At 39.9% G+C, this 17,392-nt stretch carries 18 protein-coding genes; 3 read left to right on the top strand and 15 right to left on the bottom strand.

The window, feature by feature from the left end; genetic code table 11:
- Positions 1–29: 29 nt before the first annotated feature.
- From rplI to ppsA, 10 genes are all read right to left on the bottom strand, one after another.
- Positions 30–476 (bottom strand): 50S ribosomal protein L9, encoded by a 447-nt coding sequence (gene rplI / locus AC1M86_RS00555; protein WP_035267617.1) that lies wholly within the window; start codon positions 474–476, stop codon positions 30–32.
- A gap of 9 nt (positions 477–485) precedes the next feature.
- On the bottom strand, positions 486–713 hold the full coding sequence (rpsR, locus tag AC1M86_RS00550; RefSeq protein ID WP_004719336.1) for a 30S ribosomal protein S18: 228 nt from the start codon (positions 711–713) through the stop codon (positions 486–488).
- 11 nt (positions 714–724) lie between these two features.
- Positions 725–1,111: a 30S ribosomal protein S6 gene (rpsF, locus tag AC1M86_RS00545; protein ID WP_035267614.1), complete on the bottom strand. Its 387-nt coding sequence runs from the start codon at positions 1,109–1,111 to the stop codon at positions 725–727.
- A gap of 305 nt (positions 1,112–1,416) precedes the next feature.
- On the bottom strand, positions 1,417–2,295 hold the full coding sequence (gene cyoE / locus AC1M86_RS00540) for a heme o synthase (protein ID WP_481607000.1): 879 nt from the start codon (positions 2,293–2,295) through the stop codon (positions 1,417–1,419).
- 10 nt (positions 2,296–2,305) lie between these two features.
- A complete protein-coding gene (gene cyoD, locus AC1M86_RS00535; RefSeq protein ID WP_171076771.1) occupies positions 2,306–2,638 on the bottom strand; it encodes a cytochrome o ubiquinol oxidase subunit IV in 333 nt (110 codons plus the stop codon).
- The gene (gene cyoC, locus AC1M86_RS00530; RefSeq protein WP_035267060.1) at positions 2,635–3,252 is read right to left on the bottom strand and encodes a cytochrome o ubiquinol oxidase subunit III; all 618 of its coding nucleotides are present in this window, start codon (positions 3,250–3,252) and stop codon (positions 2,635–2,637) included. The genes cyoD and cyoC overlap by 4 nt, the downstream gene beginning before the upstream one ends.
- A 4-nt stretch (positions 3,253–3,256) precedes the next feature.
- Positions 3,257–5,245: a cytochrome o ubiquinol oxidase subunit I gene (cyoB, locus tag AC1M86_RS00525; RefSeq protein ID WP_035267062.1), complete on the bottom strand. Its 1,989-nt coding sequence runs from the start codon at positions 5,243–5,245 to the stop codon at positions 3,257–3,259.
- Positions 5,246–5,248: 3 nt separating this feature from the next.
- On the bottom strand, positions 5,249–6,313 hold the full coding sequence (gene cyoA / locus AC1M86_RS00520; protein ID WP_481595475.1) for a ubiquinol oxidase subunit II: 1,065 nt from the start codon (positions 6,311–6,313) through the stop codon (positions 5,249–5,251).
- A 289-nt stretch (positions 6,314–6,602) separates the two neighbouring features.
- Complete coding sequence (locus AC1M86_RS00515; protein WP_481595474.1) at positions 6,603–7,364, bottom strand: RDD family protein; 762 nt, start codon at positions 7,362–7,364, stop codon at positions 6,603–6,605.
- Positions 7,365–7,445: 81 nt separating this feature from the next.
- A complete protein-coding gene (gene ppsA, locus AC1M86_RS00510) occupies positions 7,446–9,824 on the bottom strand; it encodes a phosphoenolpyruvate synthase (RefSeq protein ID WP_035267067.1) in 2,379 nt (792 codons plus the stop codon).
- A 155-nt stretch (positions 9,825–9,979) separates the two neighbouring features.
- On the opposite strand from ppsA, the gene ppsR reads away from it, so the two are divergent.
- A complete protein-coding gene (ppsR, locus tag AC1M86_RS00505) occupies positions 9,980–10,816 on the top strand; it encodes a posphoenolpyruvate synthetase regulatory kinase/phosphorylase PpsR (protein ID WP_035267069.1) in 837 nt (278 codons plus the stop codon).
- A gap of 165 nt (positions 10,817–10,981) precedes the next feature.
- On the opposite strand, the gene AC1M86_RS00500 is transcribed toward ppsR, so the two are convergent.
- The 5 genes from AC1M86_RS00500 to AC1M86_RS00480 form a co-directional block, all read right to left on the bottom strand.
- Positions 10,982–11,539 carry an NAD(P)/FAD-dependent oxidoreductase gene (locus AC1M86_RS00500; protein WP_481606999.1) on the bottom strand — a complete coding sequence of 186 codons (558 nt, stop codon included), beginning with the start codon at positions 11,537–11,539 and terminating at the stop codon, positions 10,982–10,984.
- Positions 11,540–11,559: 20 nt separating this feature from the next.
- Positions 11,560–12,489: a ferritin-like domain-containing protein gene (locus AC1M86_RS00495; RefSeq protein ID WP_481606998.1), complete on the bottom strand. Its 930-nt coding sequence runs from the start codon at positions 12,487–12,489 to the stop codon at positions 11,560–11,562.
- A 289-nt stretch (positions 12,490–12,778) separates the two neighbouring features.
- A complete protein-coding gene (locus tag AC1M86_RS00490) occupies positions 12,779–13,783 on the bottom strand; it encodes an LLM class flavin-dependent oxidoreductase (protein WP_481589827.1) in 1,005 nt (334 codons plus the stop codon).
- A 131-nt stretch (positions 13,784–13,914) separates the two neighbouring features.
- Complete coding sequence (locus AC1M86_RS00485) at positions 13,915–14,421, bottom strand: hypothetical protein (RefSeq protein WP_092766182.1); 507 nt, start codon at positions 14,419–14,421, stop codon at positions 13,915–13,917.
- A gap of 201 nt (positions 14,422–14,622) precedes the next feature.
- Positions 14,623–15,051, bottom strand: coding sequence for a glycine zipper domain-containing protein (locus AC1M86_RS00480; RefSeq protein WP_092766183.1), 429 nt, complete (start codon positions 15,049–15,051; stop codon positions 14,623–14,625).
- A 401-nt stretch (positions 15,052–15,452) separates the two neighbouring features.
- Between AC1M86_RS00480 and prfA the strand changes: the two genes are divergently transcribed.
- Positions 15,453–16,541, top strand: coding sequence for a peptide chain release factor 1 (gene prfA / locus AC1M86_RS00475; protein WP_035267080.1), 1,089 nt, complete (start codon positions 15,453–15,455; stop codon positions 16,539–16,541).
- Positions 16,541–17,359, top strand: a complete 819-nt coding sequence (gene prmC, locus AC1M86_RS00470; RefSeq protein ID WP_180027643.1) for a peptide chain release factor N(5)-glutamine methyltransferase — start codon at positions 16,541–16,543, stop codon at positions 17,357–17,359. The genes prfA and prmC overlap by 1 nt, the downstream gene beginning before the upstream one ends.
- The last annotated feature ends 33 nt before the right edge of the window (positions 17,360–17,392 follow it).

The raw sequence follows: 17,392 nt of genomic DNA, 5'->3' as shown, positions 1-17,392 counted from the left end.
TGATGCATGCTCTTTTTCTTTGCATAAAATTACTCAGATACGATAGTAACGAGAACTTCAGCAACAACATCATGGTGCAATTGGATTGCGATGTTGAATTCGCCAGTGTGACGAAGTGCACCGTTCGGTAAACGAACTTCAGCACGGTCAACTTCAAGACCAGCATTTGTCAACGCGTCAGCGATGTCACGAGTACCGATAGAACCAAATAGTTTACCTTCGTCACCAGCTTTCGCAGTGATTACGATATTTACTTCGTTCAATTGGTCAGCACGTGCTTGAGCAGCAGCTAATACTTCAGCTTCTTGCTTCTCAAGTTCAGCACGACGAGCTTCAAATGCAGCAGTGTTAGCTTCAGTAGCAGCAACTGCTTTACCTTGAGGGATTAAGTAGTTGCGGCCGTAACCAGCTTTAACTGAAACTTTATCACCTAATTTACCAAGGTTCTTAATGCGTTGTAATAAGATAATATCCACAGCTCAACCTCACTTATGATTGTCAGTGTAAGGAATCAACGCTAAGTAGCGAGCTTGTTTGATAGCAAGAGCTAATTGACGTTGGTAACGAGCTTTAGTACCTGTAATACGGCTAGGAACAATCTTGCCGTTTTCAGTGATGTACTGTTTTAAAGTATCGATATCTTTATAGTCGATATATGTAACGTTCTCAGCTGTAAAGCGGCAGAACTTACGACGACGGTAGAAACGTGCCATTGATGTTCTCCTTATGCTTCAGCAGAGTCTTGAGCTTGTTGTGCTTCTTCACGTTGAGCTTTACGCGCACGTTTTTCTTCAGCACTCTTAGCCAATAAAGACTCTTCAGTGATTGCGTTTTCACGACGAATAATAACGTTACGAAGAATAGCATCGTTGTAACGGAATAATTCTTCCAATTCATTAAGCGTAGTTTGGTTACATTCAACGTTCATTAAAATGTAGTGCGCTTTGTGAATTTTGTTAATTGGGTAAGCCAATTGGCGACGGCCCCAATCTTCAAGACGGTGAATTTGACCTTCAGCATCTTTAATGTGAGAGATATAGCGTTCTACCATACCTACCACTTGATCGCTTTGGTCTGGATGTACCAGAATTACGATTTCGTAGTGACGCATTGTCAGCTCCTTACGGTTTTATGCAGCCCCTAACGCATTTGTTAGAAGCAAGGAGTCACAAATAAATTTTATTGGTTTCAAAAAAACTTAATGTGTCGCAAAAAAATGCGAAGCTGTATTGTAAGGATGTCGGCAGGGGATTACAAGAAAAATAAAGCAAAATATAACGACGAAGAAAATAAATTGGACTATTCAATTTTGAAAATTAACACACTTTTAGAAAGTATTTGAAGGTAGTGTTGAGTATAGATATTTATAGACTGCTTAAAGCGAAGATAAAAAAAAGATAGAGGCTTCTCTATCTTTTAAAAAATGACAAGATTGTTTATTGGTGCAGTAGCAGTAAAACTAAAGCAAATACTGATAATCGTAATTAGGAGAACAGAGAATAAGAAATATTTCTTTGCCCATAATTGATCATGTTCAGCTTTAAATCCAATGATATTTAAATATAGCCAATAAACAGTCAATACATTGAGAATTATACAATAAAGCCAGTTTGCATAGCCAAATACAAATAAAGCGTTCATTGCAATTGCAAATAGCACAATGTAAATCAGCGATTCGATCTTGGTGCGAACAATCGAGCGCGCAACAGGAAGAATCGGAATACCTGCATTTTTATAATCATCAAAACGATAAATTGCAATTCCCCATGAGTGAGGCATTTGCCAAAATGCATAACCCAAGAAAATGAGTAGCGCACCTAAATCGAATTGATTCGCGACCGCTGTATATCCAATGACAGGGGGGGCTGCACCAGAAATACTACCGACCACAGTTTGGTGGATCGTTGTTCGTTTTGTCCATAAGCTGTAAAAACCAACATATACGACAAAACCAATAACTGCGAATAAAAAAGCGTACGCATTTACCCAAAACCATAAAATACCAAAACCGAGTATGCCTAACAGCAAAGCAAAAGCTAATGCAATTTGAACAGAAATGGTTTTCTTAACTAACGCACGATTTTGAGTGCGCTGCATTTTTTGGTCGATGTCTTGATCAATAACGTTATTAACCACACATCCAGATGCAACTACGAGGGTAGTGCCAATGAGGGTAAGAAGCAGGAGAAGGAAATCTACTGAACCTTGGGTAGCTACAAAGTAGCCACCCAAAGTGGTAACAAAGTTACCAAAGAGAATTCCTGGCTTAGTCAGGAATAAGTACTTTTTAAACATGACAATCAGTTTAGATCATCATGTTTGAATGTAAGTAGTTCATGATCCATACAGAACCAACTAAAAGAACAGCAATAGTTAGAATTGTATAGATAAATGCAATCACGTTCCAACGTTGCTCTGAAGATGAGTTCATGTGCAAGAAGTAAACTAATTGTACAAGTACCTGAGCAACAGCTGTAATACCGATAACAGCAATAATTGCACCACGGCTGAAGCTATCAGTATTCATTGCCATGTAGAATGGAACTACAGTCAATAAAACAGAAAGTACAAAACCGATTGTGTATTGCTTTACGTTACCGTGTGATGCACCAGCAGCATTATGATCATGACTCATTATAATACTCCCATTAAGTACACTACGCTGAATACGCAGATCCATACGATGTCAAGGAAGTGCCAGAACAAGCTTAGGCAAGCAAGACGACGAGTATTGATTGTAGTCAAACCATATTTTTTGATTTGAATCATCAACACGATCATCCATACCAAACCAGAAGTTACGTGAATACCGTGCGTACCAACTAAAGTAAAGAACGCAGATAAGAACGCACTAACGCTTGGTCCATGACCAGCATGAACTAAATGATTAAATTCATAAAGTTCCATGCCGATGAAGATTGCACCGAATACAAATGTAACTGCTAACCAAGCTAGAACTTGACCAACATTTTTCTTGTAAGAAGCAAGTACCGCAAAACCAAATGTCACTGATGAAATCAAAAGTGCGAAAGTTTCAGTTAAAACGAAACCTAAAGAATCTGCAAAAAGATCCTTTGCACTTGGAGTGCCAGGTGGAATATGACTGCTTAATACAGCGAACGCGATGAAGAGTGTACCGAATAAAATCAAGTCACTCATCAAGTAAGTCCAAAAACCAAAGACCGTGATGTCTGTATCATCGTGATGATGTTCATCATGCTCGTGGTTTTCGTGATGAAGTACTTCAGCCATATCCTTAGTCCTTCTTCAAGTGTTTTTCGAGTAACGCATAACGTTCGTTTTCAATACGTTCTACTTCAGCAGCTGGAACATAGTAATCCACTTTCTTCGTGAATGAGCTCCAGATAAAGCCGATGATTGCAGAAACGAAAGAAACAATCGCTAACCACCAAATGTGCCAGATAAGTGCAAAGCCCATAACAGTGATGATCAGTGCAATAAGTACACCCGCAGCACGGTTAGTTGGCATATGAACATCTTCATATTTAGCAGGACGTGCGTAAGCTACACCATTTTCTTTGTCAGTCCAGAAGCGGTCGATACCGTTCGCTTGAGGCAATACTGCAAAGTTATAGAATGGAGCTGGAGATGAAGTCGCCCATTCAAGCGTACGTGCATCCCATGGATCGCCTGTAACGTCACGAGTTTGTTCGCGTTGTAAGAAACCAACAATGATTTGCATGATGAAACAAGCAATACCAATTGCGATTAATACAGCACCGAATAATGCGATACCAACATATGGATCCCAGTCTGGGTTGTCATACGAGTTTAGACGACGAGTCATACCCATGAAACCTAGGATATACAATGGCATGAACGCGAAGTAGAAACCAAAGAACCAGAACCAGAAGCATGCTTTGCCCCAGAATTCACTTAACTGCCAACCGAACATTTTCGGCCAGTAGAAAGTAATACCAGCAAACATACCAAATACAACACCACCAATAATTACGTTATGGAAGTGAGCGATTAAGAATAGTGAGTTGTGTACAAGGAAGTCCGCAGGTGGAACCGCCATAAGTACACCAGTCAAACCACCGATACCGAAAGTCACTAAGAAGCCAACTGTCCAGTACATAGGTGATGTGAAGGTAATACGACCCTTATACATTGTGAATAACCAAGAGAAGATTTTCACACCTGTAGGAATCGCGATAATCATGGTCATGATACCGAAGAACGCGTTAACGTTGGCACCTGAACCCATTGTAAAGAAGTGGTGTAACCATACAACGAATGCAAGAACTGTAATCGCGATCGTTGCATACACCATTGATTTATAACCAAACAATGTCTTACGAGAGAATACAGAAGTAATCTCAGAGAATAGACCGAATGCAGGTAAGATCAAGATATAAACTTCTGGGTGACCCCATGTCCAAATCAAGTTTACATACAACATTGGGCTACCACCCATGTCATTTGTAAAGAAGTGGAAACCGAAGTAACGGTCAAGCGTTAACATTGCAATTGTTGCAGTCAACACTGGGAATGATGCGATGATCAAGACTGCAGTACATAAAGATGTCCACGTAAAGATCGGCATATCCATAAGACCCATGCCAGGAGCACGCATTTTAATGATGGTAACGAAGAAGTTAACACCAGTAAGAAGTGTACCAAGACCAGAGATCTGAAGTGCCCAGATATAGTAGTCAACACCAACACCAGGAGAGTATTCGATACCTGAAAGAGGAGGGTAAGCCATCCAACCAGTTGCCGCAAACTCACCAAGCGCAAGAGAAACCATCATCAAACCTGCAGCACCAGCGAATAACCAGAAGCTTAAAGAGTTTAATAATGGGAATGCTACGTCACGCGCACCAATTTGTAGTGGAACAGAAATGTTCATCATACCCACTACAAGACCCATCGCTACGAAGAAAATCATGATTACACCGTGTGCGGTGAAAATCTGATCGTAGTGTTCAGGGTGTAGATAGCCTTCGCCGCCGCCTTTTGCAAGGAACAATTGAAGACGCATCATAATCGCATCAGCGAAACCACGTAATAACATGATCACAGAAACGATAAGGTACATAATACCAATTTTTTTATGGTCTACAGATGTGAACCATTCGTTCCACAAGTAGCCCCATTTTTTGAAATAAGTGATACCAGCAAATACTGCAATACCACCTAAAATCATCATTAACACTGTTACCTGTACGATTGGATCGTACGGGATAGCATCTACACTTAACTTACCTAAGAAGCTCATGTCTTATTCCCCTACAACTGAAGAAGCAGGTTCAGCATTTACATCAGCAGCTACAGCATGACCTTCAGCTTTAGCTGAGTGATCTGCACCGTGGTAGTTTGCCATGTATTTGTTGATAATTGATTCAAACAAGCCTTTTTCAACAGAAGAGTAGTAAGTCACAGGATGAGGATGTGCCTTATATGGACCTTCTTTTTGAGCAATTTCAGCTTGTTGCTTCTCTAGATCGGTTTTAGCGTTACGAACCATCGCAGCGATTTGTTTCTCTGAACGGTTACCATCACGCAAGGTTGCAAATTCAGCTTGGTCTAAAACTGTTTTTTGAACAGCTTCAGGGTTAATTGAAGTACCGTTACCAGCTTTTACTGCAGACACCCATTCAGCGAACTTAGCTTCTGAAACAGAATGAGCTTGGAAGCGCATTTGTGTGAAACCATAGCCTGAATAGTTCGAAGAGAAACCACGGTATACACCTTCATTATCCGCAAGGACATGAAGTTGAGTTTGCATACCCGCCATTGCATAAATCTGACCAGCTAACTGAGGAATGAAGAAAGAGTTCATTGTGAAGTTAGAGGTGATATTGAAATTAATCGGAGTTTTTTCTGGGAAACGAACTTCGTTAACTGTTGCAATTTCTTGTTCAGGGTAAACAAAAACCCATTTAAACTGTTCAGCAATAACTTGAATAGTTAAATGCGATTTCTCTGATTCTAGCGGACGATAAGGGTCATACTTGTGTGAGCCCCACCATGTTAAATACGCTAAAATACCAATAATAATACACGGGATACCCCACACTACGATTTCAATAATAGTAGAGTGCGCCCATGTAGGTTTATAGTCTGCATCTTTATTTGACGCACGATATTTCCAACTAAACCATAAAGCCATTAATGCTGATGGAATTACTACCAATAGCATGAGGTAGATCGCAGTCATCATAAGATCAGACTGACCTTGTGCTACTGGACCTTTTGAGTTTAGAAGTACTATATCACCGCCACACCCTGTTAAGAGCACGGCAAGCGTTGATAAAGACAATACAGCTAAAATTGTTTGTCTCATTTTACAACCTCGGTGAAGAGTCCCATTCCCTAATAAAATTATGGGATAGCGATTATAGTGTCACATGATTGAAAAACAGAAAATGACATTTACTGAATTTCAGTCATATGACACCGCTACGTTGTAGGGCATTATGCCCTATAACGACCAACTAAGCTATATGTAAAGTGCCTTTAAATATAAGGATTAAACCCAATTTGTTTGGTCGGAATTGGTTGAAGAATTAATTACTTTTGGTATGAAAACAGAGGCAAAACAAAGGGGAGCATTTGCTCCCCTAAGATAAAAATTATCGTTTTATGACTTTAGTCTTTGCTAATTTATCGTGCAAAGTTTGTCTTTTTTGACTTAGACCGAAGGCATGATCAATGATGGTAATGAATGGCATAAAGAGTAAATTCAATACAATAAAAATCACACTACGCAATGTGAATGCGCGCATTAAGTTTACTTGCTGTCCATTTTCAGCATCAACAATTTGAATTTTTGCTACTTTTTTTCCTAAACTCTGACCACTTTTCGCAATTAAAAATGCTTGAGCAGCTAGCATTAATACAATGTAAACCAACATTGCTTGCCAAGCTTCCATTGGAATCAGTGTAAATAACTGTTCCTGTAATTTGATTGCTTGATCTGATGAGCTAGCATTCTGCATTTTTTGCTGAAGTTCAGTCAATTGAGCAACTTGTTCTTCCTGCATAAAGAACGAAGGAATCACCATGGCAGGCAACCAAAGCGCCAGATCAACGAGTTTAGCTAAAAATCGAGATCCAATTGAGGCAAGTTCTTGCTGAGCAGTATTTTTTTGAATATTTACATTCGCAATTGAAGGATTTGAATAGCTTTGTTGTACTGGTGGAGTCGGTTGATAGCCTTCAGGTTGGTAATATAATTTTCCTTGAGTGAGTTCACCTAAAGCTTTCCATTCAGTCATACCTTGATGCCAGACCAAGTCTGTGAGTAAAACTTGTTGGCTCGAGAGCATTTGATTTAACTGCTCTACCGTATACGGTCCAGCTTGTTGATTATTTCTCGCCAAGTAAATTTGCATAAACCTAATTTCTCAAAAATTACTAAAAAATAATGGGGTAAAAAAAAGACCCACGAATGGGTCTTTTTTTAACATAGTTTATTAAGCTTGTTTAGTCTTTTCTTCAGATAAGAAGAACCATGTATCTAAAACAGAGTCTGGGTTGAGTGAAACAGATTCGATACCTTGTTCCATTAACCAGCGAGCAAGATCTGGGTGGTCTGATGGTCCTTGGCCACAAATACCCACATATTTGCCTGCTTTACGACATGCGTGAATCGCCATTGAAAGAAGAGCTTTTACTGCTGGATCGCGTTCATCAAATAAATGAGAAACGATGCCTGAGTCACGGTCAAGCCCAAGCGTTAACTGAGTTAAGTCATTTGAACCGATTGAGAAGCCATCAAAATGTTCTAAGAATTGTTCAGCAAGTAGGGCATTGGTTGGTAATTCACACATCATGATCACTTTAAGACCATTTTCACCACGTTTTAAGCCATTTGCAGCAAGAAGTTCAATAACACGTTTTGCTTCAGCAACTGTGCGGACGAATGGGATCATGATTTGAATGTTAGTTAGACCCATTTCATCACGAACTTTCTTCAATGCACGGCATTCTAATTCGAAGCAGTCACGGAAGTTGTCAGAAACATAACGGCTCGCACCACGGAAGCCCAACATCGGGTTTTCTTCTTCAGGTTCGTATAACTTACCACCGATTAAGTTCGCGTATTCATTCGATTTGAAGTCTGACATACGTACGATGACAGGTTTATCAGCAAATGCAGCAGCAAGTGTAGAAATACCTTCAACGAGTTTTTCAACGTAGAACTCGATCGGTGAAGAGTAACCTGCAGTACGGGTCATCACAGCTGCACGTGTTTCGCGAGGTAAGCTGTCAATATTGAGTAATGCTTTAGGGTGAACACCAATCATACGGTTGATGATGAACTCTAGACGTGCAAGACCAATACCTTCGTTTGGAATTTGAGCGAAGTCAAATGCACGATCAGGGTTACCAACGTTCATCATGATTTTGAACGGAAGTGTTGGCATAGATTCAATCGAGTTACGTTGAACTTCGAAATCTAAAGCGCCTTCGTAAATGAAACCTGTATCGCCTTCAGCACATGAAACAGTTACTTCTTGACCATCAACAAGTACTTCTGTTGCGTTACCACATCCAACAATTGCTGGAACACCGAGTTCACGTGCAATAATCGCGGCATGACAAGTACGACCACCACGGTTTGTAACGATCGCAGCAGCACGTTTCATAACTGGTTCCCAATCAGGATCGGTCATGTCAGAAACAAGAACATCGCCATCTTGGACTTTGTCCATTTCTTTGATTGAATTAACAATACGGACTTTACCAGAACCGATACGTTGACCGATTGAGCGACCTTCACAAAGAACTGTACCTTTTTGTTTTAATAGGTAGCGTTCCATTGTGCCGACATTCTCACGGCTTTTCACAGTTTCAGGACGTGCTTGAACGATGTAAATTTGACCATCATCACCGTCTTTCGCCCATTCGATATCCATTGGCGCACCGTAGTGTTGCTCAATGATTAACGCCTGCTTAGCAAGTTCTTGTAATTCTTGATCATTTAAAGCAAATTGTTGGCGTTCAGTTTTTTCAACATCCACAACAACAACTGATTTACCTGCAGAGCCTTCTTCACCATAGATCATTTTTTGGTGTTTAGAGCCGAGGTTACGACGCAATACTGCGTGTTTACCTGCATTTAAAAGTGGCTTTGATAAATAGAATTCATCAGGGTTTACAGCACCCTGTACGACCATTTCGCCTAAACCGTAAGATGCAGTAATGAATACAACGTCACGGAAACCAGATTCAGTGTCCAGTGTAAACATTACACCAGCAGCACCAGTTTCTGAGCGAACCATACGTTGCACACCAGCAGAAAGAGCAACGATGTCATGATCGAAGTTTTGGTGTACACGGTAAGCAATTGCGCGGTCGTTATAAAGTGAAGCAAAAACTTCCTTAATCGCGATTAAGACGTTGTCAATACCGCGGATGTTTAGGAAAGTCTCTTGTTGTCCTGCAAAAGATGCGTCTGGTAAATCTTCTGCAGTCGCAGATGAACGAACGGCAACCGCGATCTCAGGGTTGCCGTTAGAAAGAGTTGCGAATGCATCACGAACTTCTTTTTCAAGTGCTGGAGTAAGCGGAGTATCAACGATCCATTGACGAATTTTAGCACCAGTTTCAGCAAGTGCATTTACGTCGTCAACATTGAGTTGTTTGAGCTCGGCTGAAATTTTGGCATTAAGACCACTTTGCTCAAGGAATTCACGGTAAGCTGCAGCAGTTGTTGCAAAACCACCTGGAACTGATACACCAGCATTTGCTAAATGGCTGATCATTTCGCCTAGAGATGAGTTTTTACCGCCCACGATTTCTACGTCGTGTTTACCTAATTTTTCCAGACCGATTACGCGTGCTTCCAAAGTTGTTACTCCACTTTTGCAGTATTAATCACTATCTTGGCATGATATTTTTCTGTGAAAACTTAGCAAACTTTCATTACTAAGCGACAGTCATGTAAGATCGGTTTACTATAAAGATTATATAGTACTTAGACAAATATTTGAGGATTAATTTAATGGCAGAAAGTAAAGATATTAAACGAAGTGTTTTTTTTATTTCCGATGGTACTGCCATTACGGCTGAAACACTCGGGCATTCTTTATTGGCTCAATTTCCTCATGTCGATTTTGATATTCATATCATCCCGTATATCACTACAGAAGAAGCCGCAATGAACGTCGTTGCAGAGATTAACGCGCGCGCAGAGTCTGATGGCCAACAACCTCTTGTCTTTGATACTCTTGTGGATCCCTATGTTCGGGATATCATCAATACGGCAAATGCGGTTAATTTAGATGTGTTTGAAGGGTTAATTAGTAAGCTATCTGAGGTGCTTGGAACAGCCCCTACAACTTTAGTCGGACAAACGCATGCTGTGACTGATTCTGAGTCTTATAAGGCACGTATTGATGCTGTACATTTCGCGCTGGATAATGATGATGGCGCACGTACAAGACACTATGATAAAGCGGACTTAATTTTGATTGGAGTGTCGCGTTCTGGTAAAACACCGACCTCAATTTATTTGTCATTACAATTTGGTATTCGAGTTGCGAACTATCCGTTAACTGAAGAAGATTTGGATGACAACCGTTTGCCAGCAGTTTTACGTCCACATAAGCATAAATTGTTTGGATTAATGATTGATGCTGATCGTTTGGTGGCAATTCGATCTGAACGCAAAGCCAACAGTCGTTATGCAAGTTTTAGCCAATGTCAGATGGAATTGCGTGCAATCGAAGGTATTTATATTTCTGAAGGGATTAAATATCTAAATGTTTCAGAAATGTCGATTGAAGAAATCTCAACACGAGTATTGCAAATGACAGGCTTGAAACGCCGGATTGGTTAAATCGGTAAATCTAATTTAAAAAAAGAAGCACTAGCTGTGCTTCTTTTTATTAAGAGATTAATCGTCATAAATACTCATAAAATTCAAAAATTATATAATTCAAGTGTCTATAATTTCATCATAAAATATCATTTAGAATCACATTTATCTACAAAATGATGATCACTATTCGTACGTTGTAATAATAATATCTACTAAGTGTTCGATTCCTTCCATACTTTGAACGGCATTTTCAGTAATTTTCACGACTGGCCATGTGATCAATTTACAGTTTTCTCGCTGTAAGGCGTTGTAATAATGATCGGATTTAAAAAACATTTTTTGCGACGAAGCTGGATTTGGCATCAATTGTCTTTTTAACCAAGTATCTGAAATCTGAGAATCTAAATAGCGTATTGCCAATGTTGTCTTAATTCGCTGATTAAATAATCGTTTATTTTTAGCGATGAGGGGATGAGCAATAATTTTTTGAATCCCTTTTTCAGTGTGTGGCAAAACGAAATGAGGTGTTATTTGAAATACTTTGACGAATAGCGCATTTTGACAAACCACATCTAAATGTGAAACTGACATTTGATTGGCACCAATAATCGCGACCTTTAATCCTGAAAAATCGGTTTGTTTGATGTCCTCAGCTGAGATAATTTTTCCTTTAAAGTTGGAAAAATACTCAGCTTCATTATGAAAGAATGAATCCGTGTGGGCTTTATTCCTTTTTTTCATTTCTGTACCTAATTATTGTTTTAGTGGGTTGCTTTTGGTTCTGCAGTTAATTCATATATCCAAGATGGGATTTTAGGTAAAGATTTTTCTGGAATCTTATCAGTCATTTTTACCATAGTGTCGACAGGGATATGAAACCATTTATTACGTCGGTTCATGGCACTTCGTGCATGGAAGTTAATAATTTGATACCAAGGATTACGACGACCTTCTGCAGTACGTCCACCTATTCGAGCAAATTTGTGCATCGCTGCATAGAGCTTTTCTTCTGGCAAGCCTAGTTTAATCACATTATCACGCATTTTATTAATGAGTGGTAAGTAGGCAAGAATACCAAGTAGTAAACGTGGATCTACAACTCGCGCTGCCATTTTAGAAAGCTCAATAAAGGTTTTATTGTAGCCTTGATCTTCCATGACACTAAATCCAACACCTAAATGACGAGCTTCATCACCATTAATCAGTTCAAAAGCTTGATGACAAACTGGGTCTTCTACAGTATCCAATAGGAATGTACAAAGTGCGCCATCAAGAGCGACTTCCAGCATCGGAATGACAGCACCTAGAATATAGAAGGGCATTTCATCAGCATAAGTGTCGAGCCATTCGATGATCAGTCTTAAATTTTTATTGGGTTTAGGAATATCGCCTTCAAGCATACCCCATCTTTTCATCAGTGCCATTTCGGCATTGGCGTGACGCTGTTCCTCAGCGTGGAAAATGGCATATATTTCGCGAAGCGTATCTGTCGGTGCTTTTTTTGACATCGCAGAAAATGCACGAGCACCTACATGTTCGATCCACATTAGATCAGCCATAAAATCTTTAAGCTTGGGCCACTGTTCTGCGGTGACTAATTCTTTGCCAGGAGCATCCCAGTCAATATCCGAGAGTGTCCATTGAGTATGTTTTACTTTATCCAACATTTTTTCTAAGTCGATAGAGGCCATGTTATACATCCGTATTTATTTTTTAATCATGAAATTTTATCGCTTAAAAATGTGATGTGTTTTGCAGAAGTGCTTATTTTAGTTTGATATAAAATGCCAAATTTTAAGTATTTGATTGTGAATAATTAATATTGTTGGTTAAAAGAATTTTTTCATTGGAATAGTCTTTTAGGGACATTTGATGTCATTTACTGCCAATAGTTGTTTGACAAACTCAAGAAATGAAAGAGTAATTAATTATATATTTGAAATCAAAACCATTACTCAATCATTTCAGGATTTTTTTGATCTAAGCATTTTGCTTAATTTGCATTAAATACTCAAAGTTTTGAATGCGTTTGTCTGTATCGTAGATATCACAGGTAAAAATAAACTCATCTACATCATAAGGCACCAGTAGTTGTTCAAGACCTTGTTTCACTGTTTCTGGTGATCCGATTTGAGCCATTGCGTAAAAATTATCAACTGACATCTTTTCTGGAGCAGACCAAATTCCATCCATTGATTTAACTGGAGGTTTGAGTTTTAAGCTTTGCCCACGCATTAAGCCTAATACACGTTGATAAGCGCTAGTAGCCAAGTATTCAGCTTCTTCATCAGTATCAGCTATAACAGTTGGAACGCCCATTGATACATAAGGACGATCCAAATATTCAGAAGGTTCGAAGTTTTCTCTGTAAAGTTGAATCGCTTGACCCAACATACGAGGGGCAAAGTGAGAGGCAAAAGAATAAGGTAAGCCAAGTTTAGCTGCCAATTGTGCGCTAAATAAGCTAGAACCTAACAGCCATACAGGAACATGTGTTCCTTGACCTGGTGTCGCTTTGATTCTCTGATGTGGCGATGGTTCCCCCAAATAGCTCAAAATTTCGAGCACGTCTTGTGGAAATTGATCTTCAGTCTCTTGACGACCTCGGCGTAAAGCACGCATGGTCAATTGATCTGTACCTGGTGCGCGTCCTAGTCCGAGCTCAACTCGATCAGGATAAAGCGTTGCTAGTGTTCCAAATTGTTCTGCTACAACAAGTGGTGCGTGATTAGGCAGCATGATTCCGCCAGAACCTACTTTTAAAGAGGAGGTGTTAGCAAGGATATAGCCTAATAACACAGCTGTAGCTGAGCTAGCGATACCATCCATATTATGGTGCTCTGCAAGCCACAGTCGTTTAAAACCCAATTGTTCGATTTTTTGTGCTAACTCCAAAGCATGCTGTAGTGAAAAAGCAATCGTTTTATCATCACGTACAGGAGCGAGTTCCAATACTGAAAACTCGATATCTTTTAAGCTTCGCATAACTTTCTACTCTTTTGAACACTCATAAAGATGTTAATACGAACTCGAGTATTTGTATATTGAAAAAAAACGATATAAGTGTAAATAAAAAAGCGCTCTAAGTTGAGCGCTTGAATTCTAAGAGTTTGGAATTACCGTTTACCGTTTTTATACCAGCCTAAATGACGACCATTGTCACTTCTGTAATTACGGTCATTATAACGATAGTTTGAATTGCGATAACCGCTTTCACGGCGATCATAACGATCTCTATAGTCATCTTCGCGACGATCTTCAGCCACTTTTTTACCTAAAACTGAACCGCCAGCTGAACCTAATGCAGCCCCAGCATAACCAGCATTTGTTCCGCCCATATTATTACCAACGGTGTAACCACCAGCACCACCTAATGCAGCACCAATTGCAGCAGCATTACGATCTTTTTTGTTCGCTGATGCAGCTGCGCCACCAGCACCACCAATCGCTGATCCGATCATTGCTCCAGTCGAGCCACCCATTTGTTGACCAATCGCAGCACCAACGACTCCACCTAAAGCAGATGTGAGGGCAACTCTGGACGAACTATCAGCATAAGCAGTTGTTGTACTCAAGGCCGCAGTTGCGATCGCAGCAGCAAATAACTTTGAATTAAATTTCATGGTGAACTCCTTGTCGAAGTCTTATATTTGATGGTTTTAATTTAATCCAAATTTCTGCAATCATTTTGGAGAGCAAGTTGCTGGTTTGTATTTTTCTCTCCCTAATTTATCCATAATTAATTTGTTAATAAAAAAATGCGCCCTAAGGCGCATCGAGGTGAATACAGAGTATTCAAAGGGGAAACTATCAATCAGATTATATTAACGACGGCTATGTTTTTTCTTTTTCCATTTACGATCTTGACGTGAATCATAAGCTTTGTCTTTCGCAATTTTGTTACCAAGAGCAGCACCACCAGCAGCACCTAAAGCAGAGCCGATATAACCACCATTGGTTCCACCCATGCTATTACCTACGGTATAACCCGCACCGCCACCTAATGCACCACCGATGGCAGATTCAGTACGGTTACGTTTATTACTGGCAACTGCAGCACCACCAGCACCACCAAGTGCTGCACCTAAAGTTGCACCTGTTGTGCCACCCATGTTTTTACCAATTGCTGTACCTGCTACACTACCTAAAGCACTCGCAGCAGCGACACGCGCTGTACTGTCTGCATGTGCAGATACCGTGAACATTGATGCAGTGGCTAAGGTGGCTGACATTAATAGGGTATTCAATTTCATGTGTGACTCCATGTCCTTGTTCGTGGACGAGTAATAATTCGTTGAGCACAATGTAACAAGAATTGAAGCGCTAAATATGTAGAAGTTGACCTAGAGTTTTACGTTTTGGTTGCACAATGTTGTTTTTATATTACAGCTGATCATTCAATATGCATTATTGGGCTGATTAAGAAGAAACTATGGAGAGTTGATTCCATCAACATTTTTTAAACTTGGCAGTTATGGAGCTAATTTTTGATTATCCATTAATTGGGTGTGACAAGGATTGAAAAATGGTTTTGCAAAGTCATTCTATATAAATATGTTAATTGAATGTCAGAGTCGTTAAACTACTCGCAATTTTAGAAATATTAATTTAAGGCAGTCCTTAAGTTAATCCAGTATTAGAGATTTTATTTAACATGAAAGAATCGTTACGTTTACGATTAGACCAACTTTGTGATCGTCATGAAGAATTAGAAGCGCTATTGGCTGATGTTGAAGTCATTTCCGACAATAAGCGTTTCCGTAATTTGTCACGTGAACACAATGATTTGACTGAAATCACCACTGTTTGGAAAAAATATACCCAAGCGGAAGAAGATATTGTAACGGCTGAAGCAATGTTGTCAGATCCTGACTTTAAGGAAATGGCACAAGAAGAAATTAAAGAAAATAAAGCATTAATTGAATCTTTAGAGGCAGAATTGAATATTCTGATGATTCCGAAAGATCCAAATGATGCGAACTCTGCATATCTGGAAGTACGTGCAGGGACAGGTGGCGATGAAGCTGCGATTTTCTCTGGTGATTTATTCCGTATGTACAGTAAATATGCTGAATCACAGGGTTGGCGTGTCGAAATCCTTTCTGAAAATGAAGGTGAACATGGCGGTTACAAAGAAATTATTTGCTTAATTAATGGTGAAGGTGTTTACGGACGCTTAAAGTTTGAAAGCGGTGCTCATCGAGTTCAGCGTGTTCCTGCAACTGAATCGCAAGGTCGAGTTCATACGTCAGCTTGTACCGTTGCAATTCTTCCTGAAATTGATGTTGATACGACTGTAGATATTAACCCTTCAGACTTGCGTATTGATACTTATCGTGCATCTGGGGCGGGTGGTCAGCACGTTAATAAAACGGATTCTGCTGTGCGAATCACCCATATTCCGACAGGTACTGTTGTTGAATGTCAGGAAGAGCGTTCACAACATAAGAACAAAGCAAAGGCAATGGCATTATTGGCATCTCGTCTTGAGAATGCTAAACGTGCAGCAGCTGATGCTGCGACATCTGAAATGCGCCGTGATTTGGTGGGTTCAGGTGATCGTTCAGAACGTATTCGTACCTATAATTATCCTCAGGGTCGTATGACTGATCATCGTATTAACTTAACTTTATATAAATTGGATGCAGTGATGGAGGGAGATTTAACTGAGCTTTTAGATAGCTTACATCGTGAATATCAAGCGGATCAATTGGCAATGCTTGCACAGCAGAATGGTGGTTAATGAACATTCAACAAGCGCTTGCACTGCGTGGTGAGCCTGAAAGTTATGAGCGTCAAGAAAATGCTTGGTTGCTCGAACATATCACTAAAATCGATTCATTCGATTTGGTGATGAAGAAGGATAAAGAGCTCACTGCAGAACAAGAGCAGGCGTATCGAGAGGCGATTGCTCGGATTAAAGCAGGTGAGCCTTTAGCTTATGTCACAGGTTCGCAACCTTTTTGGACATTGGACTTAAAAGTGACGTCCGATACGTTGGTGCCTAGACCAGACACCGAAGTTTTGGTGGAGACAGTTTTAAAGTTAGAGTTGCCTGAGGATGCGCGCGTTGTAGATTTAGGAACTGGGACAGGCGCCATTGCATTGTCACTCGCTTCCGAGCGTCCTAGTTGGTCTTTAACAGCAACCGATATTTATGAGCCTACATTGGAAGTCGCTAAATTTAATGCTGAGCAACATGACTTAGATCAGGTTCAATTTGTATTAGGCAGTTGGTTAAAACCGTTTGGGCGTCAATTTTTTGATGTCATTGTGTCTAATCCGCCTTATATTGATCCAGCAGATGAACATATGCACAATTTGGCGACCGAGCCTCAACGTGCATTAATCTCTGATAAAAAAGGTTTAGCGGATCTTGAGCAAATTATTTTACAAGCCAAGAAGCATCTGACTGTTGAAGGTTGGGTGGTACTTGAACATGGATATGATCAAGCAGACGCTGTTCAGCATCTATTTCGTCAAGCAGGTTATAAGAAAGTGAGAACCGTTAAAGATTATGGTGGTAACGATCGCGTGACTTTAGCACAATGGCCTCATTAGAAATAAAAAAGCGACTTTAGGTCGCTTTTTTAT

The sequence above is a fragment of the Acinetobacter sp. ANC_7654 genome, from assembly GCF_056779855.1.
The sequence above is the reverse complement of the archived record's forward strand: the minus strand, read 5'-3'. Positions and strand labels throughout refer to the sequence as shown.

What these genes read in the sequence shown, in the direction of transcription:
- ppsR (WP_035267069.1), top strand. Translation starts at nt 9,980, where the DNA reads ATGGCAGAAAGTAAAGATATTAAACGAAGTGTTTTTTTTATTTCCGAT.
- cyoC (WP_035267060.1), bottom strand. Translation starts at nt 3,252, where the DNA reads ATGGCTGAAGTACTTCATCACGAAAACCACGAGCATGATGAACATCAT.
- AC1M86_RS00515 (WP_481595474.1), bottom strand. Translation starts at nt 7,364, where the DNA reads ATGCAAATTTACTTGGCGAGAAATAATCAACAAGCTGGACCGTATACG.
- cyoB (WP_035267062.1), bottom strand. Translation starts at nt 5,245, where the DNA reads ATGAGCTTCTTAGGTAAGTTAAGTGTAGATGCTATCCCGTACGATCCA.
- AC1M86_RS00500 (WP_481606999.1), bottom strand. Translation starts at nt 11,539, where the DNA reads ATGAAAAAAAGGAATAAAGCCCACACGGATTCATTCTTTCATAATGAA.
- prmC (WP_180027643.1), top strand. Translation starts at nt 16,541, where the DNA reads ATGAACATTCAACAAGCGCTTGCACTGCGTGGTGAGCCTGAAAGTTAT.
- AC1M86_RS00480 (WP_092766183.1), bottom strand. Translation starts at nt 15,051, where the DNA reads ATGAAATTGAATACCCTATTAATGTCAGCCACCTTAGCCACTGCATCA.
- AC1M86_RS00495 (WP_481606998.1), bottom strand. Translation starts at nt 12,489, where the DNA reads ATGGCCTCTATCGACTTAGAAAAAATGTTGGATAAAGTAAAACATACT.
- prfA (WP_035267080.1), top strand. Translation starts at nt 15,453, where the DNA reads ATGAAAGAATCGTTACGTTTACGATTAGACCAACTTTGTGATCGTCAT.
- AC1M86_RS00490 (WP_481589827.1), bottom strand. Translation starts at nt 13,783, where the DNA reads ATGCGAAGCTTAAAAGATATCGAGTTTTCAGTATTGGAACTCGCTCCT.
- cyoA (WP_481595475.1), bottom strand. Translation starts at nt 6,313, where the DNA reads ATGAGACAAACAATTTTAGCTGTATTGTCTTTATCAACGCTTGCCGTG.
- rpsR (WP_004719336.1), bottom strand. Translation starts at nt 713, where the DNA reads ATGGCACGTTTCTACCGTCGTCGTAAGTTCTGCCGCTTTACAGCTGAG.
- rpsF (WP_035267614.1), bottom strand. Translation starts at nt 1,111, where the DNA reads ATGCGTCACTACGAAATCGTAATTCTGGTACATCCAGACCAAAGCGAT.
- cyoE (WP_481607000.1), bottom strand. Translation starts at nt 2,295, where the DNA reads ATGTTTAAAAAGTACTTATTCCTGACTAAGCCAGGAATTCTCTTTGGT.
- AC1M86_RS00485 (WP_092766182.1), bottom strand. Translation starts at nt 14,421, where the DNA reads ATGAAATTTAATTCAAAGTTATTTGCTGCTGCGATCGCAACTGCGGCC.